The sequence below is a fragment of the Herbiconiux sp. J20-20 genome, from assembly GCF_057365085.1.
This window is the reverse complement of the sequence record NZ_CP195122.1, coordinates 536,648-560,015: the sequence shown is the minus strand read 5'-3', so window position 1 is coordinate 560,015 and position 23,368 is coordinate 536,648. Positions and strand designations below refer to the sequence as shown.

Genomic DNA, 23,368 nt, shown 5'->3' with positions numbered 1-23,368 from the left:
GCGCCAAAGGGACTCCTCGATTACTCGAGTACCGATGACCCAGCGCGCTTCGGAAGAACATCGCGGCGGCTCCTGGATGGGTTTCGGGTCGAAGGTAAGTTGAAGGCGTGGCGGATATGGCTGAGCGTGAATATGTCGGACAGGCTGGCCCGCGCGACGTCCAGGAAATTGTGGAGCTGAGCATCACGGAGTTGCCAACTATGACCGCTCTCCACAGCGTCGAGGGGTGGCGTACGCACGACCGTTTTGGACGCGGACGAGAAGTTCGCGGAAACTGCACTGCAGTGCTTCGAGACGGAGGTCCCTCTGGCCCCTTGATTGGGTTTATCTGGGCGGACTCCTCGATGCTCATTGACTATCAGCTCGATGTGCGCTGGTGGTGCATCAACGCTGTGGCGGTCTCTCCCGCCTACCGCCGAGCCGGCCACGGGGCACGACTCGTCTCGCTGGTGGAGCAGGTTGCAAATGACGTGGGGGTTGAACTTCTCTACGGCCAGAGCGTTCCTGACGGCGTCAGCTTTTGGCGAGAACTCGGTTGGGACGTCGGTGAGCTCGAGGAGCCGGTTCGGTCCCCGCGAGCAGTGCGCCGGCTGAATGGCGACACTGTCATGTTGAACTTTCAGCCAGGTCCCGGTGATCGGTGGTTGCTTAAGCACACTGCACACACCCCTGAGCCTGCGGGGCTGATACTCGATTCCCGGTTCATCGTGCAATGAGCAGATCCCGGTCTAGTACGAGCAGGAGAGTGCAGGCTGCGAAGGTCGCTGCTCGCAGCACTCAGGCCTCTGGCGTGATCAAGTGCTACGTCGAGTCTTACGACCGACCCGACGGTTTGCGCGACCTGCGGCTCCGCGAGAAAGCGTCGCGCCGGATTGTCAGAGTGCTCACAAGGCAAACGATCTTGCAGCATGTCGCGCCGCTTTCGAACCTCTTGCAAGACTGTTACGGCCACGGCGGTGAGCTAGTAGCTCCGCGGGGTCGCAAAGAGTACGTTGCTGTCTCCGGATCGATTGTCAGTCAGAGCGACCACGAGATCGCTGTGTCGTTCGATGGTCGTTTCGCGGTCGAGGTCATTATTCAGATGGCAAGCATGGCCTCGCCGCCCGTATCGGTCTGGTGCTACATCGAGAAGTATGCGGGCGAGGGCAGCGATCTCGGCCTACGTCTTCGACAGAAGGCAACCGGGCGCAAAGTTGAGATGTACGGTCGGGACAAGGAGCATCTCACTCAGTTCCTCGCGAGCCCACAGATCACCGGCAGCGAGGAGTTGCTGCCGAACCTCTACGAGCAGCACGGTTATGCCGACTACGTCCTGGTCTCCGGCGGCACGGCTGTCGACTCCTTCGACGTGATTCGCTTCGAAGACGGCGCCGAACTGACCTATCTACTTGGGCCAACCCCCGACACCGCGTACCGGGACGCCTTCCGTCCTTTGAATGATGTGGCAGCGGCCATGGCGCACTCGCGAACGGCGGTGGGGCACCTCACGGACGGACGCTACAGAGAAGCAATCCTCTCTGCCCGCCTAGCGGTCGAGGTGGCTTCCGGTGGGCGAGGTCCCGACGTGAGAGATCGACTGGCGGGTGCACCGCCAGACGTGGAGAAGTCGGCCGCACTTCTCAGAGACAAGCGCAACTTGGCAGTTCACGAGGGCAACACTCGAATCGAGCAGAACGACGCGGAAGAAGCCATCGAAGCTATGGGCCACGTCCTTGACTTCATTGGACGTGCCGCCGCTCAACCGTGACGCTTCTCATGCTCCGCTCGCCCTTTGCCGCCTTGAGCGGCTCTAAACAACGGCCATCATGCCGTCGGACGCACACAGGATCGGACCCTTGAACTCCCCTTCCGCGGCCTTGGCCGCATATTGCGGTGTGGCTGTTGGGCCTACGTGAGTGATCATGAGCTGTCGCGCAGCTGCGCTTCGGGCGAGTCTGCCTGCGGCGCTCGCCGAAAGATGTACTGCTTCTTCGGCATCGCTGAGTTGAACAGCTTGGGCCTCGCAGATCAGGAGGTCGGCATTGTCTGCGAGGTCGAGTAGGGCTGGGCATTCTGCGGTGTCGCCGGTGTAGGCGACGACGGACCCTTCAGAGCCCGCGCGGAGACCGTACGCCTCGACTCCATGGTTGACGGCGCGGGTGATGAGGTCGAGCGAACCTATTCGAAAGCCGATGCCGTCGCGAAGCGGGCGGAAGTCGATGAATGGCTCGGCGAACCTGGTCGAAAGGTCTTTGCCGAGGTAGGAAGCCACCCGAGTCGGAAGGCCCGCCGGTGCGTAGACCCTTAGGGGCCCGTGGGGGCTGGCGAGGCCCCCGTCATCGAGGGCATACAGCAGGGCAAGCACATCGGCGGCGTGGTCGGCATGGAGGTGTGAGATCCAGACGGCGTCGACGCGGTCGAGCGTCGTGTGCCTGAGTAGGTTGGCCAAGACGCCGAATCCGAGATCGACGACGACCCGAGCGTCCTCGGTCTCCAGGAGATACCCCGAGCACGCCTGGCCGGGGCGCGGGTGAGGACTGCCCGACCCGAGGACGGTAACGCGGATCACTCTGTCGCTTCTCGGTCTGAAGGCGTGCTGAACCCTTCAATGACCGCTGCCATGTCCGAGGCGCCGAATCCAAGATCCGCGGCGACGGAGTACAACGCCGTAGAGGCGTCGAGAAGAGGGGTACTAGCGTCGCGTGTGCGTGCCGCGTGCGCCGCCAGTCGGGCATTTTTGAGGACGTCGAGGATCGCGGCCTGCGCTTCGTAGTCCGCAGACACGATCTTCCGGGTCTTTCCGCGCGACACCACCGATGCCATCGGTCCGGCGTGGAGTACGGCTTCCAATGTGGCGAGGTCGAGTCCGGCCTTAGCGGCGAAGTGGAATGACTCGGCCAGCCCGGTGACCATCGTGATGAGGAAGATGTTGACCGCGAGCTTCATCTCGAGTGCTGACGGGACGTCTCCGCACACGACCTGTGTGGCGCACATTGGTGCGAGGATTGGCTCGATGGCGGCGAGGGCTTCGGTTGGTCCCGCAAGCATGCTCACGAGCTCGCCGTTCTCGGCCGGCACGCGAGAACCCGAGACAGGGGCCTCCACGTAGCGTCCTCCGTTTATGGAGATGTCACGCGCCAGAGCGACAGAGTACTCCGGCGACACCGTTCCCATCTGGACGATGATTCGACCTGCCACAGCCTCGAACGTTGGGGTGCCGCGTCCCAGAACCTCATCGATCGCCTTTTCGTCGGCGAGCATCAGGATGACGATTCCACATTCGCGCATCACCTGCGCCACGTCCTTGGCGGATTGCGCGCCGGCGTCGGCGACATCGGTCGCTCGGTCGGGATTGCGGTTCCAGACAAGTGGTCGAAGTCCGGCGCGCGCAAGACGCACCGCCATTGGCTGTCCCATGATGCCGAGGCCTATAAAGCCGACGCGGTCGGCGGGTGCAATCAAGGCCGGCTCCCATGTGGGGAGGGGAGACCGTCAACAAACTCATCGAGGAGTCGGCGTCCTTGTGGCCAATTTCCAAGGCCACTCGTTTCATTGATATGTCCTAGCTCGCCGACGGAGACGTACCTCGCTTGCCAATCCTCGGCGATGCCCTCCTGGTAGTGAGAGCTGCCGAACGGGTCGCTCGTGCTTGCAACGACGAGGCTCGGGAACGCTAGGGGACTGCGGGGTGGGCGTGCAAACTGCGCTGCTGGGCCAGGAAATGCAGGTCCCGTCGGGTCGGGTACCGACACCAGGAATGCTCCTGAGACCCGAGCGTCCGTCCGCGCGGCCCAGTGTGCGACGACTAGACATCCGAGGCTGTGCGCCACGAGCACGGCCTCGGGGAGCGCCCGAACGGCCTCCTCCAAAGCTGAACACCAATCGTCGAGTTGGGGATAGGTCCACGACGTCGGCTCGAACCTCGAGAAGCCTCTCTCCTGTTGTTCCCATCGCGTCTGCCAGTGTTCTGCGCCTGACCCATCGATTCCTGGAATCGTCACGAATCCCGCCTGGTTTGACATCAATCGTCCGCCCCTTCTCTCGTATCGAATGGTCGTCGACCGATAGTGCGATCCGGGACACGCCTGTATCCATCACGGCGAACGGTCCGAATCGTCGCGGCGACGGAGACGACCGATAGAACCCCGATCGACCAAAGCAAGACCTCGGCCATATTGCTCCTTAGTTGTACGATCGTATAAGTTGAGCGTCAACTTAGCAGAGAGTCAGAAGGTGCCGGGAGAGTGGATCAGCAGCCGTGACAGACAAACCTCGACGTATTCCTGCCAGTGGGTCCAAGGTCGATCCGATCTACGGGGACGGTGCCACCGTGGTCGAGAAGAACCTGGCTCGCTTCGGCGGTCTCGCTGGCGCAATCTTCGTCGTTGTGCAGACCGCGGTCTCACACCCAGAGCTCTGGACCCCGTGGCAGTACGGATTGGCCGCCGTGCTCGCATACGACCTCATTGGCGGCGTCGTGGCGAATGGACTGGCGTCCGCGAAGCGAGGCCGTGAAGCACCGGTTCGATCTACCGACACTCTTCTCGTCCGACTCGTCAAGCGACCCATCGCCTTTGGATTGGTCCATATTCAGGCGCTGATCGTCGCCCTTGCTTTCCCAGGCGGATCTTGGGTGTGGGGCGTGGTCTGGTATCTCGCGACGGTCATCGCGATCGTCATCGTGACAACGGTGCCGCGCGAGCTCGCTCGGCCGACGGCTCTCGCATTCGCCGCAGCAACAGCACTCGCAGCTCCGCTTGCCACGGCGCCGACCGGATTTGAGTGGGTTCCGGTCATACTTGCGCTCAAGCTCGTGGTCGCCCACGCGGTACCTCGGGACATGCCGACGGCACTTGTCAAGGAGGTCGCGCCGTGACTGCACACATTCTTGTCACGGGCGGCTCGCGAGGCATCGGCGCGTCGACGGTCCGCCGTGCGGTAGCTGCAGGCCATCGAGTCACGTTCACCTACGTGCGAGACAGTGAGGCGGCAGCCTCACTCGTGGAGGACCTAGGTTCGGCCGTCCGCGCGATTCGGTCGGACGTATCCTCTGATCTCGCCGACGCCGTTGTCGCCGAAGCGGTCGAACGGTTCGGACCGCTCCATGCGCTCGTCAACAACGCCGGCGTCACCGGGCCGCTTGGAGGGTTCGGCGGCCTTGCTCCGAGCGCGGCCCGTCAGATCTTCGATGTCAATGTGCTCGGGCTCTTGGCCATGAGTCAGGCGGCGATCGCGCACTGGCGCGCGCTCGGCCTTCCGGGTGTGATCGTCAACCTCAGTTCTGTCGCGGCCGCGACGGGTGCGCCGGGGGAGTATGTGGCCTATGCAGGATCCAAGGCCGCAGTCGAGGCGATCACCCGCGGACTCGGCCGAGAACTTGGGCCTGAGCGAATCCGCGTTGTGGGGATCGCACCTGGGACGACCGCGACCGAGATTCACGCCGCGGCGGGTGACCCCGAGCGGCCGAGACGGGTGGCCAGTCGAGTTCCTTTGGGTCGTATCGCCGAACCTGACGAGGTAGCTGAGGTGATCCTCTGGGCCCTGTCCGATCAGGCCGCTTACCTGACCGCGACGACAATCAGCTTGACGGGTGGCGTGTGATGGCGGCATTCGCGTTCCCGCGCAGCGAACCTGTCTCTTTCCTGCCCGCGATGTGGCATGCGACCGGTGAGTCGGGGCCGGTTCCGTCGGTCGACCCCGGTTCAGTGCCGAGATTGCGATCACGGTTGCACTCTGGCGAGCTCGTCCGCGACGCCGTTGCGATCGCAAGCCTCGCAGCAGCACGACTGTGTGGCAGCGGTGCTCCAGAGATCGACGCAGACAGAGTCGCCACGGCAGTCACGAGCGAACGACACTTCCGCATCGATGGGATCGCACCGGACGTCTGGGCTGAGCACTCTGGCTTCTTTCTCACCCGTGACGGGTGGATCCGCACGCACGCCAACTACCCACACCACCGAGCACGGTTGCTGGCCGCTCTCGACCTTCCGAAGGATGCTGGTCGAGGTGAACTCGCACTCCGGCTGTCCGAACTCGACGCGGAATCCGTCGAACGAGTGGTTGTCGAAGCGAGCGGCGTCGCCATCCGAGTGCGCGAACTCGAAGAGTGGAAGTCCTCCCCGCACGCGTCTGCCGTTGCGGAAGAGCCTTTGCTTCGCACTCGACTTCGAGCCCACCACCCGCACAACTCGCGGATGCCAGCACACGGAACGCGCGACGCGCCCCTTACGGGGATCCGAATACTCGATTTCACTCGAGTGATCGCCGGACCCGTCGCGACCCGTACTCTGGCTCTCTTGGGCGCCGACGTCCTACGGGTCGACGACCCTCGACTCCCGGAGGCGGAGTGGCAACACCTCGACACCGGAGCAGGGAAGCGATCAACGCTGCTCGATCTTCGCACGCCCGATGGAGCGAAGAAAGTCCGCGAACTGCTGCAGAGAGCCCACGTCGTGGTCCTCGGCTACCGACCTGACGCGCTCGCGCGATTCGGCCTTGCCATCGAGGGGCTCGCAACAGACCATCCCGACCTCATCATCGCAACTGTCAGCGCTTGGGGACTCACTGGGCCCTGGGCCAACCGACGAGGTTTCGACAGCGTCGTGCAAGCGGCTACGGGCATCGCCCGAATCGAGGCATGCGGAGACGAGAAGCCCGGTGCCCTGCCAGCACAAGCTCTCGATCACACCGCCGGTTACCTCCTCGCGGCGTCAATCATGTCCGCAATCAGGCGGCGACAGGAAGCCGGACCGGCGAGCACACTGAGTGTCTCGCTGGCACGAGTCGCCCACGAACTCCTCGCGAAGGGCGTCCGCTCGGAAGACGAACCAGGTCCGCCTCCTTTCGTCCCAACCACCACCACCATCGAGTCCACGGTGGGTACCCTCTCCCTTGCCGTACCGGCCCTGTCCTATCCCGGAGGGCCCGACCGCTGGTCCCGCGCCCCGATTCCGTTCGGATCGACATCAGCCTCCTGGGCGAGTTGACCCAGGCCGATTCCCTGCTCCTTGCTAGCCTTCAGCGGGCATGATGACCACTCCCGACGACCCGAGCGCAATCCCGACTGCGGCCAAGAGAAGCGCACGAGGCGATCGCCGCCGCAACGAGCTCCTCGCCGCTGGAATGGCGTGTCTCGCCAGCGACGGATGGCAGGGACTCACCCATCGACGAGTCGCCCACGCTGCAAGCGCGACCGTCGGCCTCGTGCGCTACCACTTCGGAAACCTCGCCGGTCTTCGGGTGGCCATCGCAAGCGAGGCAAGCAGTCGACTGATAGCGCCGATCGCCGACGCCCTCGTGGCAACGTCGACGACGGATGAGCTCGTCGCCACGGTGGTCGAGATGGTCGGGGCGACCGTCGGAGATCGAACCGAAGCGATCCTTCTTACCCACGTGGTGCTTGGAGTCGCGCACTATGACGAAGTTGCCGGAGTGGTCGTCGCTGAGATCGAACGAGTGATCACTCGATTCGCAGACCATCTCCGTGTGCTGGACGAGAGATGGACGCAAGAGGGTGCGGTGCTCGCGGCCGAGCTGTTCATGGCGACAATTGACGGGCTCCTCCTAAGCTCCATCCCTCGAGCGAACTCGATCGCACTCCCAGAAGCGGCGGCGAGTCTCGAAGCGCTGTTCCGCGCCATTCTTGTGAGCCGCTGAGCTCGACGAGAGCCATTCGATGAGATTGAAGCCGACCGGCACGAGCTCGCGCACGAAAGTGTCGGATTCATGATTGACGTGGACTGGACGCCAGATCACAACTTGCTCACGGACATTCGCGCGATCGCCCGCGACCTCGACCGATTCCGGGAGGACATCGAAAGACCGTGGCGTCTGCGATGTCGACGGAGCCGCGCACCTGGTTGACGCTGCGTTGATGACATCACTGCTGAAGGCGTTGCGTCGGCAGTGGAACAGCTCACGGGCAGTTGCCTTCTGGGAGCAGAACCTCCGCGCAGTTCGTCTAGAGCGGACAATTCAGGGGCGAACTGCGCCGTCGTGGTGGCCCTCGTCTTCGGCTTGTGCCGGCTGCTCGGGGCGCCGCGGGCGGTGCGCGTCGGCTGCTCGCTCGTCGCGCTGCTCGGCTTCGTGGTGCTCGTCACGCCCGAGCCGAGCGTGCTACGGGCGAGCGTCATGGCCGGCGCCGCGCTGCTCGGCCTGGCGCTCGGGCGCGCCTCCCGCGGCATGCCGCTGCTGTGCCTGAGCGTCGTCGCGCTGCTGACGGTCGACCCGTGGCTCGCCCGCAACTACGGGTTCGCCCTCTCGGTGCTCGCGACCGCGGGGCTGCTCGTGCTCGCCGGGCCGCTGACCGAGCGGCTGTCGCGGGTGCTGCCGGGCCCGCTCGCTCTCGTGATCGCCGTCCCGACGGCGGCCCAGCTGGCGTGCCAGCCGGTCCTGCTGCTGCTCGACCCCTCGCTCGCGGTCTACGGTGTTCCGGCCAACGTGCTCGCCGCACCCGCGGCGCCGGTGGCGACCGTGCTGGGCCTGGTGGCCTGCCTGCTCCTCCCGATCGCGCCGTGGCTCCCGTCCAGCTGGATCGCGGCGGTGGCGCAGACCGCCGCCGCGCTTCCGGTCGCGCGCGGCCCCTGGCCCGACGGCGTCGGCGGGGTAGTGCTGCTCGCCGCCGTGACGCTGGCGGCGGCGCTGCTGATCCTGCCGACCGGGGGCCGCGCATCCGCGATCCGCCGGGTCGCGGCAGGGCTGCTCGCCCTCGCACTGCTTGCCTACCCCCTCACGCTGCTCGCGGGCCGGGTGGGCGACGCGCTGGGCCGACCGGGCACGTGGCAGTACGCCGCCTGCGATGTCGGGCAGGGCGACGCGACCCTGATGCGCAGCGCCGGGCAGATCGCGCTCGTCGATGTCGGCCGCGAGCCGGAGCCGCTCGCGGCGTGTCTCGACGAACTCGGTGTCACGCGCATCGACCTTCTGGTGCTCACCCACTTCGACGCCGACCATGTGGGCGACCTCGACGCGGTGCTCGGACGGGTGGATCGCGCCCTCCTGGGAGTCCCCGCGGATGCCGCCGACGCGGCGATCGGCGAGAGGCTGCGCGTGCACGGGGCGAGCGTCGAATCGCCGGAGCGCGGCGCGCGCGGGGTGCTGGGCGAGCTCGCCTGGGAGGTCATCTGGCCGCCGCCGCGCGGCGGTGACCCCGGCAACGACGCAAGCCTCGTGCTCGAGCTGGGGCCGGTGGGGGAGTGTCGCACGGGATGCCTGAGCGCGATCCTGCTCGGCGACCTCGGCGAGCAGACCCAGGCGCGGCTGCTCGCGAGCGTGCGCCCCGCGTCCGTCGATCTCGTCAAGGTCTCGCATCACGGCTCGGGCGACCAGTCGGCGGCGCTGTACGCGGCGCTGGCCGCTCCCGTGGGGCTGATCGGCGTCGGGGCGGACAACGACTACGGGCATCCGACCGAGAGCGCGCTCGGCGTGCTCGCGGCCGCCGGAACCGCCGCCTACCGCACCGATCGGCACGGCATCGTGCTGGTGGCGCCGGGGGAGCGCGCGGGCGAGCTGCTGGTCTGGACGCAGCGACCCGGTGACGGTGCCGGCGGCTAGGCTGGCTTCGGTTCACGACCGAGGGGATGGCATGCCGGCAGCACGTTCGACGGGTCGCGCGCGCAGCAAGGTCGCGATTCCCCAGCTCGCCTGGGATGCGGTGCGGCCCGCGCCGATCGTGCTGGTGTCGGGACCGGAATCGGTGCTCGCCGATCGCGCCATCCGCCTGCTGCGCGACACGCTGCGCGCCGAGGACCCGGCCCTCGAGGTGTCGGACCTCGACGCCGCCAGCTACGCGCCCGGGGAGCTGATCACGCTTGCGAGCCCGTCGCTCTTCGCTGAGCCACGGCTGATCCGGGTCGACAACGTGCACAAGTGCGCCGACGCCTTCCTCGAGGAGGCGCTCGCCTACATCGAGAACCCGGCCGACGAGACCTACCTCGTGCTGCGCCACGTCAGCGGGGTGCGCGGCAAGAAGCTGCTCGATGCGATCCGCGGCGGCGCCGGCGACGCCATCGAGATCGTCTGCGCCGAGCTCAAGCGGGATTCCGACAAGCAGGACTTCGTCGTCGCCGAGTTCCGTGCCGCCCGGCGCCGCATCACGGCGGGAGCGCAGCGCGCGCTCGTCGGGGCATTCTCGGACGACCTCGCCGAGCTCGCGGCCGCCTGCCGCCAGCTGCTCGCCGACTCGAGCGAAGAGATCACCGAGCAGATCGTCGACCGCTACTACGGCGGCCGTGTGGAGACGAGCGCGTTCGCCGTCGCCGATGCGGCGATCGCGGGGCGCCACGGCGAGGCGCTGCGACTGCTGCGCCATGCCCTGGCCACCGGCGCCGACCCGGTGCCGATGGTGGCGGCCTTCGCGAGCAAGGTGCGCACCATGGCGAAGCTCGCGGGCGCCCGCGGCTCGGCGGGAGACCTGGCCCGCCAGTTCGGCCTGGCCCCGTGGCAGGTGGAGCGCGCGCGGCGCGACCTCTCCGGCTGGGACGACGCCGGACTCGGCCGCGCGATTCAGGCGCTCGCCAGCGCGGACGCGCAGGTCAAGGGCGCCGGGCGCGATCCGGTGTTCGCCCTCGAGCACCTGGTCGGCGTGATCGCCGCGCGCGGCCGCGCCTAGTCCGCGCCGCGCTCCGCGGGCATGAGAAAGGCCCCGGAGCTGAAGCTCCAGGGCCTTTGTCGAGACGGTGTGGCGACTTAGAGGGCCGCGACCTGCTTGGCGATCGCGCTCTTGCGGTTCGCGGCGTTGTTGGCGTGGATGACGCCCTTGCTCGTGGCCTTGTCGAGCTTCTTGCTCGCGACCTGGAGGGCCGCCGTGGCCTTGTCCTTGTCGCCCTCGGCGATCGCGGCGCGCGTGGCGCGGATCGCGGTCTTGAGCTCGCTCTTGACCGCCTTGTTGCGCTCCTGCGCCTTGAGGTTGGTCTTGATGCGCTTGATCTGCGACTTGATGTTCGCCATGGGAATTCCTTTAACTGTTGCGGAACGAGTGGATAGTGCCGTTCCGGTAGAGGGGCCGTTCCGGCGAATCGCGCGCTGTGGGACACGCGGAAACCAAGGGTCTACGTTACCAGGTCGCGCGCGAGACCAGCAATCGTGCTCCGGTGCGTCGTCAGGCGGTGAGGAAGCGCGCGGCGAGCTCGTTCGAGAGCGCCGCATCGAGGCGACGACGGTACTCCTCGCGCAGCGGAGGAAGCGCGTCGAGCGCGAACCACTCGACCGCGCTCGCCTCGCCATCGGCGGGCCAGGGGTCGCCCCCGAGGTAGCGGCAGCGGAACGTGAGATCGAGGTAGCGCGAGCGGTCGCCGTTCTCGTAGACGACCTCGGGGGTGACGGCGACCAGCGCGAGACGTTCGACGGCGATCGTCACGTTCGCCTCCTCGAGGGCCTCGCGCGCGGCCGCGACCGCCGGCTCCTCGCCGGGGTCGATGATGCCGGTGACGGGCGACCAGTCGCCGTTGTCGGCGCGGCGCTGCAGCAGCATCCGCTCGCCGCGGTCGTCGAGGATGACCGCGGTCACCCCGGAGAGCCACAGGGGCGCCGTTCCGATCGATTTGCGGAGTTCGAGAACGAAGTCGGGGGCCGGCATTCTTCGAGACTAGAGCGCGGCCCAGCGCACGGTGTGCGAGTCGAGCCCGCTGGTCTGAGAGAATGTTCCGACATGTCTCCCCGTGCCCTGAAGCCTCTCGAACCGGCCGCGACCGATCCCTCGCGCATCCGGAACTTCTGCATCATCGCGCACATCGACCACGGAAAGTCGACGCTCGCCGACCGGATGCTCGGCATCACCGGCATCGTCTCCGACCGTGACGCGCGCGCCCAGTACCTGGATCGCATGGACATCGAGCGTGAGCGCGGCATCACGATCAAGAGCCAGGCCGTGCGGATGCCGTGGCAGGTCGGCGGTGACACCTTCGCCCTCAACATGATCGACACCCCCGGGCACGTCGACTTCACCTACGAGGTGAGCCGCTCCCTTGCCGCCTGCGAGGGCGCCATTCTGCTCGTCGATGCCGCGCAGGGCATCGAGGCCCAGACGCTCGCGAACCTGTATCTCGCGCTCGACAACGACCTCGAGATCATCCCGGTGCTGAACAAGATCGACCTGCCGGCCGCCGACCCGGACAAGTATGCGAAAGAGCTCGCGAGCCTTATCGGCGGCAAGCCGGAGGACGTGCTGCGGGTCAGCGGCAAGACCGGCCAGGGGGTCGAGGAGCTGCTCGACCGCGTCGTCGAGCTGATCCCGGCGCCGGTCGGCGATCCGACCGCTCCGTCGCGCGCGATGATCTTCGACTCCGTCTACGACTCCTACCGCGGCGTCATCACCTACGTCCGCATGGTCGACGGCGCGCTCAAGCCGCGCGAGAAGATCCAGATGATGTCGACCCGCGCGGTGCACGAGCTGCTCGAGATCGGGGTCTCCTCGCCCGAGCCCACGCCCACGAAGGGGCTCGGCGTCGGCGAGGTCGGCTACCTGATCACCGGGGTGAAGGACGTGCGCCAGTCGAAGGTCGGTGACACCGTCACGAGCGCGCGCACGCCCTCGACCCAGCCGCTGCCCGGCTACACCGACCCGAAGCCGATGGTCTTCTCGGGGCTGTACCCGATCGACGGCAGCGACTATCCGGTGCTGCGCGAGGCGCTCGACAAGCTGAAGCTCTCGGATGCCTCCCTCAACTACGAGCCGGAGACCTCGGTCGCGCTCGGCTTCGGCTTCCGCTGCGGATTCCTGGGCCTGCTCCACCTCGAGATCGTCACCGAGCGCCTGGAGCGCGAGTTCGGCCTCGACCTGATCTCGACCGCGCCGAGCGTGACGTACGAGGTGACGACGGAGGACCGCAAGGAGTTCACGGTCACCAACCCGAGCGAGTTCCCGACCGGGGCGAAGATCCACAGCGTCACCGAGCCGATGGTGAAGGCCGCGATCCTGGCGCCGAAGGACTACGTCGGCACGATCATGGAGCTGTGCCAGTCGCGCCGCGGCACCCTGCTCGGCATGGACTACCTGGGCGAGGATCGGGTCGAGATCAAATACACGATCCCGCTCGGTGAGATCGTCTTCGACTTCTTCGATCAGCTCAAGTCGAAGACCGCGGGCTACGCCTCGCTCGATTACGAGCCGAGCGGTGACCAGGAGGCCGACCTGGTGAAGGTCGACATCCTGCTGCAGGGCGAGGCGGTCGACGCGTTCAGCGCGATCGTGCACCGCGACAAGGCCTACGCCTACGGCGTGCTGATGACCGAGCGGCTCAAGAAGCTCATTCCGCGCCAGCAGTTCGAGGTGCCGATCCAGGCGGCGATCGGGGCGCGCATCATCGCCCGTGAGTCGATCTCGGCGATGCGCAAGGATGTTCTGGCCAAGTGCTACGGCGGTGACATCACGCGCAAGCGGAAGCTCTTGGAGAAGCAGAAAGAGGGGAAGAAGCGCATGAAGATGGTCGGCCGCGTCGAGGTTCCTCAGGAGGCGTTCATCGCGGCGCTCTCCGGCGACGTCGAGACGAAGGACAAGAAGTGACGGCCGCCGCCGCGGTGGTCTTCACGGTCCTCCTGGCGGCGCTCGCGATCTTCCAGATCGCCCTCATCGCCGGCGTGCCGTGGGGGCGTGCGGCGTGGGGCGGTGCCGACGAGGTGCTTCCCGCCAGCAAGCGCATCGGCAGCATCGTCGCGGTGGTGCTCTACGTCGCCTTCGCCGTGCTCGCGCTGATCCGGGCGGGTCTGCTCGGCGACGCCGGGGAGGCGCTCGGCTTCGTGATCGCCATGTGGGTGGTGTTCGGCTACCTCGCGCTCGGTGTCGTGATGAACGCGATCTCGCGCAGCAAGCTCGAGCGCTTCATCATGACCCCGGTTGCGCTGGTGCTCGCGATTCTCGCCCTCGTGGTCGCGCTCGGGCGCTAGCGTCAGTCTCGACCGCCGAGAAAGGGGTCGACATGCCGGAGTGGGGTCTTGCCGTCATCGGCGGCATCGCGGCGGGTGGCGCGCTGGTGCTCGGAGCCGCCATCGCCTGGTTCGTGCGCGTGCCGGATCGGGTGACCGCGACCGTCATGGCCTTCGGGGCGGGGGTGCTGATCTCGGCGCTCGCTTTCGATCTGGTGCTGGAGGCCGAGGAGACGTCGGGCCTGCTGCTGACGAGTACCGCGTTCCTGGCGGGCGCGGTCGTGTACGTGGCCGCGAATCTGACGCTGCACCGACTCGGGAAGCGCGCCAAGCCGGGCACGAAGGCCGACTCCACCGGTTCCGGGATCGCGATCGGCGCGCTCCTGGACGGCGTGCCCGAATCGGCGATCCTGGGGCTGACCGCCGCCGCCTCGGGCGCGCTGAGCATCCCGCTGCTGGTCGCGGTCGGCATCTCGAACGTGCCGGAGGGACTGTCGAGCACGGCGGCGATGAAGGAGTCGGGCAGCACTCGCGCCTCCGTGTTCCGGCTGTGGGGGACGATCGGCGCCGTGTGCGCCGTGTCCAGCCTGGCGGGCTACTTCGTCCTCGGGGCACTCGACGAGCACGCGCGCTCGGTGACGCAGGCGGTCGCCGCGGGCGCGATCCTGGCGATGATCTGCGACACCATGATCCCGGATGCCTTCCGCCGCACCGGCGCGTTCACGGGGCTGGCTGCGACGGTCGGGTTCCTCGGCTCGTTCATGCTCCACGTCGCCGTGTAGCCGAAGGAGACGCTCAGGCGTGGACGGCGACCCGCGGTCGGGCGATCCGCACCACCGGGTAGAGCGCGGCGCGCATCCGCACGAGGCGTTCGAGGGTCTGCGGGCGCACGATGAAACCGCCGAGTTCGCGGTCGGCCTCGACCACCAGCCAGACGCGGATGTCGTAGTGCTCGGCGAGCGCGGCGAAGGCGTCGACGTGGGAGGAGAAGCGCTCGGCGAGGCGGTCCAGGCAGGCCAGCGCCAGCGGGTCGCCCTCGGTCGGGGTCGACTCTCCCTCGTCGAAGGTCCAGGAGGAGCTTGCGGCGATCTGACCCTCGGCGGCGAAGCGCGGCAGCGGATGCGGAACATCGGCCTCGAGCGCGAGCGTGGGCGCGACCCGCAGGGTGGCCGACACGCGCGACGCAGTATCGAACGCAGTCTTGCCGTACAGACTCACGCTCGCGCTGGTTCGGGTAACAGCCACCCCCTGAGAATGGAGCTTCCGCGAGGGAGAATCAAGTACACGGCCCTGTCTGTCCCACCCACTGGGGTGACCCGTCTAGGGGGTCTGGCGCCAGCCGAACTGCGGCTCGTAGCCGAGCTCGCGACGTGCCTTCTCGATCGAGAGCAGCGTCTCGTGGCCGGTCAGCTCGCGCGTCAGCTCCACGTTCGGGAAGAACGTCGCCATCAGCTCCGCGCTCGGGGTGTCGACCACCGTGTCGGCGTTCGCGATGATGTAGGTCTCGAACCCCGGCTTCGCCGTCTCCAGCGCGCGCAGCACCGCCTGGGCGCCGTCGCGGGCGTCGATGTACCCCCAGAGGTTCCAACGGCGGCTCGACGGGTTCTCCGAGTAGTCGGGGAACTGCGCGTAGTCGTCGGGGGTCATCACGTTGGAGAAGCGCAGGCCGGTGATGCTGAGCTCCGCATCCCAGCGCACGAGCTTGCGGGCGAGCTCCTCCTCAAGGTGCTTCACGATCGCGTAGGTGGACTCGGGGCGGGAGGGGTACTCCTCGTCGAGCGGGGCGTACGGCGGATCGATGTCGAAGGGGATGCCGAGCAGCGTCTCGCTGGAGGCCATCACGATGCGGCGGATCCCGGCGCGGATCGCGCCCTGCAGCACGTTGTAGGTCGCGGCCATGTTGTTGTGGAAGGTCGCCGAGTCGGGGGCGAGCCCGCTCGCGGGAATCGCGCCGAGGTGAACGACGGCGTCGAAGCCGGCCGCCCGGTCGACCCCGTGCAGGGCGTCGATGACCTGCCCGTAGTCGGTCAGGTCGGTCTGCACGAACCCGGGGGAGCGCTGCCCCGTGCGATCGAAATTGGTGACGTCGTGGCCCGCCGCGCGCAACGACGAGACGACCGTCGTGCCGAGTTTTCCGCTTCCGCCGGTGACTGCGATTCTCATGCCCGCATCCTCGCAGGTGCCCGCGCGAGATGCTGGCCTGCCGGGAATCGGCGACAATGGTCGGATGCCCGCATCGCACCCCGCCCCGAACTCGGAGACGCCGCTCTGGCTCGTCCCCGTCACGTACGGTGCGGTCGGCGGCACGCAGGCGGCCGATCTGCTGCGCTACCCGCCGAAGGGCTACCGCCCGGTCGAGCGCCGCGTTCGCCTCGGCCACGGCGCGGAGCGCTTCGAACACGCCTGGATGCAGACGCTGACCTGGGGCATCCAACGGCGGTCGGGCTTCCGCGTCCGCGTGATCGACGCCCCGCCCGAGGTGACGGACGCGACGTACACGCCGGTGAGCTTCGAGCCCGATGGCACGCCGATCGAGCCGGCGAGTCTCGCCGCCGACGGCGAGCAGGTGTTCTCGCCGGAGGGCGAGCCGCTGCTGCGCTCGGGCGACACGGCGCTGCTGCGGCTGCTGCTCTGGCCCGTCGACGTGCCCTGTCGTGTGGTCTACGTCGTCGACGAGCCGACGCGCAAGGGCTTCGCCTACGGCACCCTGCCCGGGCACCCGGCTCGCGGTGAGGAGTCATTTGTCGTGGAGCACCGCCCCGACGACTCGGTGTGGCTTACGATTCGGGCGTTCTCGCGTCCGTCGGGCTGGCTGTACTGGGTCGGGTATCCGATCTCGCGGCTCATGCAGGCGGTCATCACACGTCGCTACGAGCGCGCCCTCACCGGTCCGATCGCGGACGCGCGGTGAGCCCGTCCGCGCTTCCGCTCGGCGACCCTGCCCCGGCGGATGGGGCGCTCCCGGCGTCCGTCGCCGAGGGCGCCGCCGGGCGGGACTTCGGGGTGTATCTGCATGTGCCGTTCTGCCGCGTGCGCTGCGGCTACTGCGACTTCAACACCTATACGGCCGACGAGGTCCGCGGCGTCAAGCAGAGCGACTACGCGGGCCAGGCCCTCGACGAGCTCTCGCTGGCGCGGCGGGTGCTCGAAGAGGCGGCGGTCGGTGCTCGCCCGGCCTCGACCGTGTTCTTCGGCGGCGGCACGCCCACCCTGCTGCCCATCTCCGACCTGGCGCGCATGCTCGACGGCGTGCGGCAGGCGTGGGGCCTGACCGCCGACGCCGAGGTCACGACCGAGGCGAACCCCGACTCGGTCGACCGCGACGCGCTGTTCGAACTCGCGGACGCCGGGTTCACCCGGGTGTCCTTCGGCATGCAGTCCGCCGTGCCGCACGTGCTGGCCACGCTCGAGCGCACCCACGATCCCGCGCGCGTGCCGCTGGTCGTGCAGTGGGCGAAGGAGGCCGGGCTCGCCACCAGCCTTGACCTGATCTACGGCACGCCGGGGGAGTCGCTCGACGACTGGAGCGCGTCGCTCGACCTGGCGCTCGCCCAGGAGCCCGATCACCTCTCGGCCTACGCCCTCATCGTGGAGACGGGCACCAAGCTCGCACGTCAGATCGCGCGCGGCGAGGTGGCGCAGCCCGACGACGAGCTGCACGCCGACATGTACGAGCTCGCCGAGGCGCGACTGGCGGCCGCGGGCTACGACTGGTACGAGCTCAGCAACTGGGCCCGTGTGCCGACCGAGCACTCGCGGCACAACCTCGCCTACTGGACGGGTCAGGACTGGTGGGGGATCGGTCCCGGCGCGCACAGCCACGTCGGCGGTGTGCGCTGGTGGAACGTCAAGCATCCCGCGGCCTACGCACAGCGGCTGGCCGCGGGGGAGTCGCCGGCGGCCGGCCGCGAGACCCTCGACGACGACACTCGGCGGGTGGAGAGCGTGCTGCTGCAGAGCCGACTTCGGAGCGGTCTCGCCACGGAGCTTCTCGACCCCAAAGGGCGCACGGCGGTCGCCGGACTGATCGCGGATGGGCTGATCGACGGCCGTGCGGCCCTGGCCGGACGGGTGGTGCTGACCGTGCGCGGACGGCTTCTTGCAGATGCGGTCGTTCGACGCCTTCTGCCGGACTAGATTTCATCTCATGGAGTTCTTCGCGGATCTGTTCATCGACGGCGAGTGGCGTGCGGGCGCCGGGGGAGAGCGGTTCGGGGTCACCGATCCGGCTACCGGAGATACCCTCGCCGAGTTCGCGGTGGCGACGATCGATGACTGCCTTGCCGCCGTCGACGCCGCCGAGCGGGCCTTCTCGGAGTGGGCCGCCACCGCCCCGCGCGTGCGCGCCGAGATCCTGCGCCGCGCCTTCGAGATCCTCACGGCCGAGAAGGAGACGCTCGCCGAGCTGATGGTGCTCGAGAACGGCAAGGCGTGGCCCGACGCGATGGCCGAGGCGGGCTACGCGACCGAGTTCTTCCGCTGGTTCAGCGAAGAGGCTGTGCGGGTGCGCGGCGACTTCCGGCTCGCGCCCGCCGGCGACAAGCACATCATCGTCGATCACCAGCCGATCGGCGTCTCGGTGCTCGTGACGCCGTGGAACTTCCCCGCCGCGATGGCGACCCGCAAGCTCGCCCCGGCGCTGGCGGCAGGCTGTACCGTCGTGCTGAAGCCCGCGAGCGAGACGCCGCTCACCTCCGCCTACGTCGTCGAGGTGCTGCGTCGCGCCGGGGTTCCGGCGGGAGTGGTCAACCTGGTCACGCCGCGCCCGACCGGTCCCGCGGTCAGCGCGATGCTGCACCATCCGGCCGTGCGCAAGCTCTCGTTCACCGGCTCGACCGAGGTTGGGCGCCAGCTGCTGCACGAGTCCGCGGACACCGTGCTCAGCACCAGCATGGAGCTCGGCGGCAACGCCCCGTTCCTCGTGCTCCCCGGAGCCGATCTCGATGCCGCGGTCGAGGGCGCCCTCATCGCCAAGATGCGCAACGGCGGATCGGCGTGCACGAGCGCGAACCGCTTCTACGTGCACCGCTCGCTGCACGACGACTTCGCCCGCGCGATGAGCGAGAAGCTCGGCGCTTTCAAGGTGGGCTCCGGCCTCGATCGTGAGAACCAGCTGGGCGCGCTTGTGTCGGTGGGCGAGCGCGACAAGGTCGCCGACCTCGTCGACACCGCGGTGGCCGAAGGTGCGCACCTGGAGCTCGGCGGCCAGAAGAGCGCGCAGGGCGCCTTCTACCCGCCCACCGTCCTCACCGGCGTCGAGCACGGTGCCACGATCAATGCCACCGAGATCTTCGGGCCGGTGACCGCGATCGTCGCCGTCGACGACGTCGAGGACGCGATCCGCATGGCCAACGACACGATTTTCGGCCTCATCGCGTACGTCTACGGCGAGAAGGGCGAGGCGCTGCGCGTGGCGCGCCGGATCGACGCGGGCATGGTCGCGGTGAACCGTCCCGTGATCAGCGACCCGGCGGCGCCGTTCGGCGGCATGAAGCAGTCCGGTCTCGGCCGCGAGGGCGCGAGCGAGGGCATCCTCGAGTTCCTCGAGGAGAAGTACCTCGGCGTCGAGCTCTGACTCAGTTGATGAACGGGATCGCGAGCGGGTACTTGTAGCCCTGGCCCTTGTTGGCCGCGACCGCAGCGATGATCGCGAACACGATCGAGTACACCCAGACCGCGAAGTAGGTCAGGAAGCCGATCAGCACGAACATCAGCACCCAGGACACGACGTAGCCGATCAGCACCGTGAGCTGGAAATTGAGGGCCGTGGCGGAGTGCTGACGCACCAGCGGGCCGCGGTCCTTGAGGACCAGGTAGCCGATGAGCGGCACGAGGAAGCCGAAGAAGATGCCGCCCACGTGGATGAGCGTCGCCCAGAGCCGTTCGTCGGACGGGCTCAGCGGGGAGGGTGCCGCGGCGTACGGGTTGACGGGGGGCGGGGTCTGCTCGGTCATGGCGCCATTAAACCAGCAAGCCGGGCCCCGAAGGGCCCGGCTTGCGGTGGTGCGTCGCGCGCTTACTTGATGAAGCGGAACGTGGCCGGGTAGCGGTACGAGCCGCCGCCGTTGACCTTGACGCCACCGAGGATCGAGAAGATCACGGCGAGGACCCACAGCACGAACACGAGGAACGAGAACAGGAATCCGATGAGGATCACCGACAGGACGATCGCGAGGATGTTGAGGACGACGTAGCCGATCGTGACGGTGATCTGGAAGTTCAGCGCCTCCTTGGCCTCGACGTTCACCTTCGCTCCGCGGTCCTTGAGGATCAGCCAGATGAGCAGGGCGGGGAGGAAGCCCAGAACGCCGCCGAAGTGCGCCAGCGACGCCCAGAGCTTGTCGTCGGACTCCGAGAGAGGTGCGGCCGCTGCGGGTGCGGATTCAGTCATGGTCTTTGCATACCTTTCGAAGGTGTCTGGTCTCGATCCGCAGCCTCGCGGCGACGGATCCATCAACTCACCATGGCAAACGGCCATCGTGAGCACACGGCCACGGTATCGGTCGTCACGGGCGCGTGCAACGGTTTCGGCACACCCGCTCGCGCTACAATTGGCAGTCAAGTTGCCGGAGTGCTAAATGCGGGCGGTCGGGTCCGCGGTCGAGAGGCGGTGTCGTCATGGTTTCCGAGCGCGGTCTTGAGGTGCTTCGGGTCATCGTGCAGGACTACGTCGCCTCCCGTGAACCGGTGGGCTCGAAGTCGATCGTCGACCGGCACTCCTTCGGGGTCTCGGCCGCGACGATCCGCAACGACATGGCGCTGCTGGAAGAGGAAGAGCTCATCACGGCGCCTCACACCTCCTCCGGTCGGGTGCCGACCGACAAGGGCTACCGCGTCTTCGTCGATCAGCTGAGCGACCTGCGCCCGTTGAGCGCGGCGCAGCGCACCGCGATCGAGACCTTCCTCGGCGAGGCGGTCGATTTCGATGACGTGCTGGCGCGCACCGTGCGGATGCTCTCCCAGCTCACCAACCAGGTGGCGCTGGCCCAGTATCCGAGCTTCGGCACGGCGCGGGTGCGCCACATCGAATTCGTGGTGCTGGCGCCGTCGCGCCTGATGACGGTGCTGATCACCGACACCGGGCGCGTCGACCAGCGGCTCGTCGAGACGGGCACGACGCTGACCGACGACGCCGTGGCCGACCTGCGCGCGCGCTTCAACGGCGAGCTCGGCGGGCTGGCGCTCGCGGAGGCGGCGACCCGGCTCGCCGACATCGCGGGGGGCGTCGCGCCGGAGCATCGCGCGCTGGCCGAGAAGCTCGCCGAGAGCCTCGGCGAACAGGTGGCGGCGAACCGTCAGGACCGCCTGGTGATGGCCGGGGCGGCGAACCTGGCCCGCACCGAGCGGGACTTCACCGGCAGCATCTCCTCGGTGTTCGACGCGATCGAGGAGCAGGTGACGCTGCTTCGGCTCTTCGGCGAGATGCAACTGGAGCACGACGGCGTCCGTGTCAGCATCGGGCGCGAGAACGACACCTTCGGCCTCGGCGAGACGAGCGTGCTCGCCACCGGCTACACGGCCACGGGCGGCAGCACCGCCCACGTGGGGCTTCTCGGCCCCACCCGCATGGACTACTCGAGCAATATCGCGGCGGTGCGGGCGGTTGCCCGCTACCTGACGCGGCTGCTCGGTGACGACTGATCATTCGACAACCTAAGGATTACCTGGTTTGACTGACCACTATGAGGTCTTGGGCCTCGAGCGCACGGCGACGCCCGAGGAGATCAAGAAGGCGTACCGTCGGCTGGCTCGAGAGCTGCACCCCGATGTGAACCCGAGCGAGGATGCGGCCGAGCGATTCAAGCTCGTGACGCACGCCTACGACGTGCTGAGCGATCCAGACCAGCGCGAGCGCTACGACCTGGGCCCGCAGGCCGGGTTCGGCGGCGGCGCGGGCAACTTCGGCTTCGGCGACATCTTCGACTCGTTCTTCGGCGCATCGCAGGCCCGCTCTGGCCCGCGCTCGCGCCGGGAGCGCGGCCAGGATGCGCTTCTGCGCATCGACGTCTCGCTCGACGAGGTGATCTTCGGCACCGCCCGCGAGCTCGACGTCGACACCGCCATTCTGTGTGCCACCTGCGAGGGCTCGTGCTGCGCACCGGGCACCTCGCCGATCACCTGCGACATCTGCCGCGGCACCGGTCAGATCCAGCGGACGATGCGCTCGCTGCTCGGCAACGTGATGACCTCGAGCCCGTGCGGGACGTGCCGCGGTTACGGCACGATCATCCCGAACCCGTGCCCGACCTGCGCCGGCCAGGGGCGCGTGCGCGCCAAGCGCACGGTCACGATCGATGTGCCGGCCGGCGTCGACACCGGCATGCGTCTGCACCTCGCGGGGGAGGGCGAAGCCGGCCCCGCGGGCGGCCCGAACGGTGACCTCTACCTCGAGGTCAAGGTCAAGCACCACGACACGTTCAGCCGCAACGGCGACGACCTGCTCGCCACGCTCGAGGTGCAGATGACGGATGCGGTGCTCGGCACCACCGTGACGCTCGAGGCCCTCGACGGCGATGTCGAGATCGAGGTGAAGCCGGGCACGCAGAGCGCCGATGTGATCACGGTGAAGGAGCGCGGCGTGACGCGGCTGCGCGGCGGAGGTCGCGGCGACCTGAAGGTCGGCATCCAGGTGGTGACGCCGGTGCGTCTGAACAGCAAGGAGCAGCAGCTCATGAAGCAGTTCGCGCAGAGCCGTCGCCCCGTGCCGCCCGAGTTCTCGACCTTCCAGCAGGGCATCTTCGCCAAGCTGCGCGACCGTTTCCTCGGCTGACGGTCATGGCGTCGCTGTACCTCACGACCGCGGCGGACCTCGCCGAGGGTGTCGCCGCGGGGCGCGTCCGTCTGACCGGCGACGAGGCCCGGCACGCGGCCCAGGTCGCGCGGGTGCGCGTCGGCGAGCACATCTCGGTCGGTGACGGCGAGGGAACCATCGCCAGCGGCGAGGTCGAGCAGGTGGCGCCCGGCGAGGTGCTGGTCCGCGTCGAGGTGGTGCGCACCGATGACGCCCCCCGTCCGGCTCTCTGGCTCGCGCAGGCGCTGGCGAAGGGCGATCGTGACGAGCTCGCGATTCAGGCCGCGACCGAGCTCGGGGTCTCCGGCGTGATCCCGTGGGCGGCCGAGCGCTCGGTCTCGCGCTGGTCGGGCCCGAAGGTCGAGAAGGGGCGCGCGCGCTGGGAGACGATCGTGCGCGAGGCGAGCAAGCAGGCGATCCGGGCGCGGGTGCCCGAGGTCGCCCCGCTTGCAGCGACGCGCGACCTGACAGCCGGCACCTCGGAGCACGAGCTCGCTCTGGTGCTGGATCCGACCGCCGAGATCGGCATCGGCGAGGTGGAGGTGGCGCACCTCGATCGCATCACGCTCGTGGTCGGCCCCGAGGGCGGCATCTCGCCGACGGAGCTGTCCAGCCTGGAGGCGGCCGGCGCACGGCGCGTGCGGCTCGGCGCCGAGATCCTGCGCACCTCGACGGCCGGTCCGGCCGCGCTGGCGGTGCTGAATGCGCGCCTCGGGCGCTGGTAGCCCGGGCCGCTTA

At 68.1% G+C, this 23,368-nt stretch carries 26 protein-coding genes; 17 read left to right on the top strand and 9 right to left on the bottom strand.

What is annotated here, in order from left to right; translation table 11 throughout:
- Positions 1-116 precede the first annotated feature (116 nt).
- Positions 117-716: a GNAT family N-acetyltransferase gene (locus ACR3ZA_RS02660; RefSeq protein WP_473659883.1), complete on the top strand. Its 600-nt coding sequence runs from the start codon at positions 117-119 to the stop codon at positions 714-716.
- Between the two features lie 29 nt (positions 717-745).
- Entirely contained in the window at positions 746-1,747 is a 1,002-nt protein-coding gene (locus ACR3ZA_RS02655) for a hypothetical protein (protein WP_473659881.1), read from the top strand.
- 42 nt (positions 1,748-1,789) lie between these two features.
- On the opposite strand, the gene ACR3ZA_RS02650 is transcribed toward ACR3ZA_RS02655, so the two are convergent.
- The 3 genes from ACR3ZA_RS02650 to ACR3ZA_RS02640 are packed head-to-tail and all read right to left on the bottom strand — an operon-like array spanning position 1,790 to position 4,001.
- Entirely contained in the window at positions 1,790-2,548 is a 759-nt protein-coding gene (locus ACR3ZA_RS02650) for an MBL fold metallo-hydrolase (protein WP_473659879.1), read from the bottom strand.
- Positions 2,545-3,441 (bottom strand): NAD(P)-binding domain-containing protein, encoded by an 897-nt coding sequence (locus ACR3ZA_RS02645; RefSeq protein WP_473659877.1) that lies wholly within the window; start codon positions 3,439-3,441, stop codon positions 2,545-2,547. The genes ACR3ZA_RS02650 and ACR3ZA_RS02645 overlap by 4 nt, the downstream gene beginning before the upstream one ends.
- Positions 3,438-4,001: an alpha/beta fold hydrolase gene (locus ACR3ZA_RS02640; protein ID WP_473659875.1), complete on the bottom strand. Its 564-nt coding sequence runs from the start codon at positions 3,999-4,001 to the stop codon at positions 3,438-3,440. Before ACR3ZA_RS02640 ends, ACR3ZA_RS02645 begins: the two co-directional genes overlap by 4 nt.
- A gap of 236 nt (positions 4,002-4,237) precedes the next feature.
- On the opposite strand from ACR3ZA_RS02640, the gene ACR3ZA_RS02635 reads away from it, so the two are divergent.
- From ACR3ZA_RS02635 to holA, 6 genes are all read left to right on the top strand, one after another.
- On the top strand, positions 4,238-4,855 hold the full coding sequence (locus ACR3ZA_RS02635; RefSeq protein ID WP_473659873.1) for a hypothetical protein: 618 nt from the start codon (positions 4,238-4,240) through the stop codon (positions 4,853-4,855).
- Positions 4,852-5,580, top strand: a complete 729-nt coding sequence (locus ACR3ZA_RS02630) for an SDR family oxidoreductase (RefSeq protein ID WP_473659871.1) — start codon at positions 4,852-4,854, stop codon at positions 5,578-5,580. Before ACR3ZA_RS02635 ends, ACR3ZA_RS02630 begins: the two co-directional genes overlap by 4 nt.
- Positions 5,580-6,965: a CoA transferase gene (locus ACR3ZA_RS02625; RefSeq protein WP_473659869.1), complete on the top strand. Its 1,386-nt coding sequence runs from the start codon at positions 5,580-5,582 to the stop codon at positions 6,963-6,965. The genes ACR3ZA_RS02630 and ACR3ZA_RS02625 overlap by 1 nt, the downstream gene beginning before the upstream one ends.
- Before the next feature lie 40 nt (positions 6,966-7,005).
- Entirely contained in the window at positions 7,006-7,635 is a 630-nt protein-coding gene (locus ACR3ZA_RS02620; protein ID WP_486179539.1) for a TetR/AcrR family transcriptional regulator, read from the top strand.
- A gap of 339 nt (positions 7,636-7,974) precedes the next feature.
- On the top strand, positions 7,975-9,531 hold the full coding sequence (locus ACR3ZA_RS02615; protein WP_473659865.1) for a ComEC/Rec2 family competence protein: 1,557 nt from the start codon (positions 7,975-7,977) through the stop codon (positions 9,529-9,531).
- Positions 9,532-9,562: 31 nt separating this feature from the next.
- Positions 9,563-10,588, top strand: a complete 1,026-nt coding sequence (gene holA / locus ACR3ZA_RS02610) for a DNA polymerase III subunit delta (RefSeq protein ID WP_473659864.1) — start codon at positions 9,563-9,565, stop codon at positions 10,586-10,588.
- A gap of 77 nt (positions 10,589-10,665) precedes the next feature.
- Here holA and rpsT read toward each other — a convergent pair whose 3' ends face one another.
- Together rpsT and ACR3ZA_RS02600 are read right to left on the bottom strand one after the other, a co-directional pair.
- Entirely contained in the window at positions 10,666-10,926 is a 261-nt protein-coding gene (gene rpsT, locus ACR3ZA_RS02605) for a 30S ribosomal protein S20 (RefSeq protein WP_473659862.1), read from the bottom strand.
- Between the two features lie 151 nt (positions 10,927-11,077).
- Positions 11,078-11,554 carry an NUDIX domain-containing protein gene (locus ACR3ZA_RS02600; protein ID WP_473659861.1) on the bottom strand — a complete coding sequence of 159 codons (477 nt, stop codon included), beginning with the start codon at positions 11,552-11,554 and terminating at the stop codon, positions 11,078-11,080.
- Positions 11,555-11,626: 72 nt separating this feature from the next.
- Between ACR3ZA_RS02600 and lepA the strand changes: the two genes are divergently transcribed.
- The 3 genes from lepA to ACR3ZA_RS02585 are packed head-to-tail and all read left to right on the top strand — an operon-like array spanning position 11,627 to position 14,621.
- Positions 11,627-13,480, top strand: a complete 1,854-nt coding sequence (lepA, locus tag ACR3ZA_RS02595; RefSeq protein WP_473659859.1) for a translation elongation factor 4 — start codon at positions 11,627-11,629, stop codon at positions 13,478-13,480.
- Positions 13,477-13,860, top strand: a complete 384-nt coding sequence (locus tag ACR3ZA_RS02590) for a hypothetical protein (RefSeq protein ID WP_473659857.1) — start codon at positions 13,477-13,479, stop codon at positions 13,858-13,860. The genes lepA and ACR3ZA_RS02590 overlap by 4 nt, the downstream gene beginning before the upstream one ends.
- Before the next feature lie 32 nt (positions 13,861-13,892).
- Positions 13,893-14,621, top strand: coding sequence for a ZIP family metal transporter (locus tag ACR3ZA_RS02585; protein WP_473659856.1), 729 nt, complete (start codon positions 13,893-13,895; stop codon positions 14,619-14,621).
- A 13-nt stretch (positions 14,622-14,634) separates the two neighbouring features.
- Here the strand turns inward: ACR3ZA_RS02585 and ACR3ZA_RS02580 are convergent, their stop codons facing one another.
- Both ACR3ZA_RS02580 and ACR3ZA_RS02575 read right to left on the bottom strand, forming a co-directional pair.
- Positions 14,635-15,015, bottom strand: coding sequence for a hypothetical protein (locus tag ACR3ZA_RS02580; RefSeq protein ID WP_473659854.1), 381 nt, complete (start codon positions 15,013-15,015; stop codon positions 14,635-14,637).
- A 144-nt stretch (positions 15,016-15,159) separates the two neighbouring features.
- Complete coding sequence (locus ACR3ZA_RS02575) at positions 15,160-16,002, bottom strand: NAD-dependent epimerase/dehydratase family protein (RefSeq protein WP_473659852.1); 843 nt, start codon at positions 16,000-16,002, stop codon at positions 15,160-15,162.
- A 64-nt stretch (positions 16,003-16,066) separates the two neighbouring features.
- Here ACR3ZA_RS02575 and ACR3ZA_RS02570 point away from each other — a divergent pair, with 64 nt between their 5' ends.
- From ACR3ZA_RS02570 to ACR3ZA_RS02560, 3 genes are read left to right on the top strand one after another with little or no spacing between them, the layout of a single operon-like run.
- Positions 16,067-16,750, top strand: a complete 684-nt coding sequence (locus tag ACR3ZA_RS02570) for a DUF1990 family protein (protein ID WP_473659850.1) — start codon at positions 16,067-16,069, stop codon at positions 16,748-16,750.
- Complete coding sequence (hemW, locus tag ACR3ZA_RS02565; RefSeq protein ID WP_473659847.1) at positions 16,747-17,976, top strand: radical SAM family heme chaperone HemW; 1,230 nt, start codon at positions 16,747-16,749, stop codon at positions 17,974-17,976. Before ACR3ZA_RS02570 ends, hemW begins: the two co-directional genes overlap by 4 nt.
- Positions 17,977-17,986: 10 nt before the next feature.
- Entirely contained in the window at positions 17,987-19,414 is a 1,428-nt protein-coding gene (locus ACR3ZA_RS02560) for an aldehyde dehydrogenase family protein (protein ID WP_473659845.1), read from the top strand.
- Position 19,415: 1 nt separating this feature from the next.
- Here the strand turns inward: ACR3ZA_RS02560 and ACR3ZA_RS02555 are convergent, their stop codons facing one another.
- Entirely contained in the window at positions 19,416-19,793 is a 378-nt protein-coding gene (locus ACR3ZA_RS02555; protein WP_473659843.1) for a magnetosome magnetite crystal formation protein family, read from the bottom strand.
- 62 nt (positions 19,794-19,855) lie between these two features.
- Complete coding sequence (locus tag ACR3ZA_RS02550) at positions 19,856-20,230, bottom strand: magnetosome magnetite crystal formation protein family (protein WP_473659841.1); 375 nt, start codon at positions 20,228-20,230, stop codon at positions 19,856-19,858.
- Between the two features lie 227 nt (positions 20,231-20,457).
- On the opposite strand from ACR3ZA_RS02550, the gene hrcA reads away from it, so the two are divergent.
- From hrcA to ACR3ZA_RS02535, 3 genes are read left to right on the top strand one after another with little or no spacing between them, the layout of a single operon-like run.
- On the top strand, positions 20,458-21,480 hold the full coding sequence (hrcA, locus tag ACR3ZA_RS02545) for a heat-inducible transcriptional repressor HrcA (protein ID WP_473659839.1): 1,023 nt from the start codon (positions 20,458-20,460) through the stop codon (positions 21,478-21,480).
- Between the two features lie 28 nt (positions 21,481-21,508).
- The gene (gene dnaJ, locus ACR3ZA_RS02540) at positions 21,509-22,609 is read left to right on the top strand and encodes a molecular chaperone DnaJ (RefSeq protein ID WP_473659837.1); all 1,101 of its coding nucleotides are present in this window, start codon (positions 21,509-21,511) and stop codon (positions 22,607-22,609) included.
- A gap of 5 nt (positions 22,610-22,614) precedes the next feature.
- Positions 22,615-23,355 (top strand): 16S rRNA (uracil(1498)-N(3))-methyltransferase, encoded by a 741-nt coding sequence (locus tag ACR3ZA_RS02535; protein ID WP_473659835.1) that lies wholly within the window; start codon positions 22,615-22,617, stop codon positions 23,353-23,355.
- The last annotated feature ends 13 nt before the right edge of the window (positions 23,356-23,368 follow it).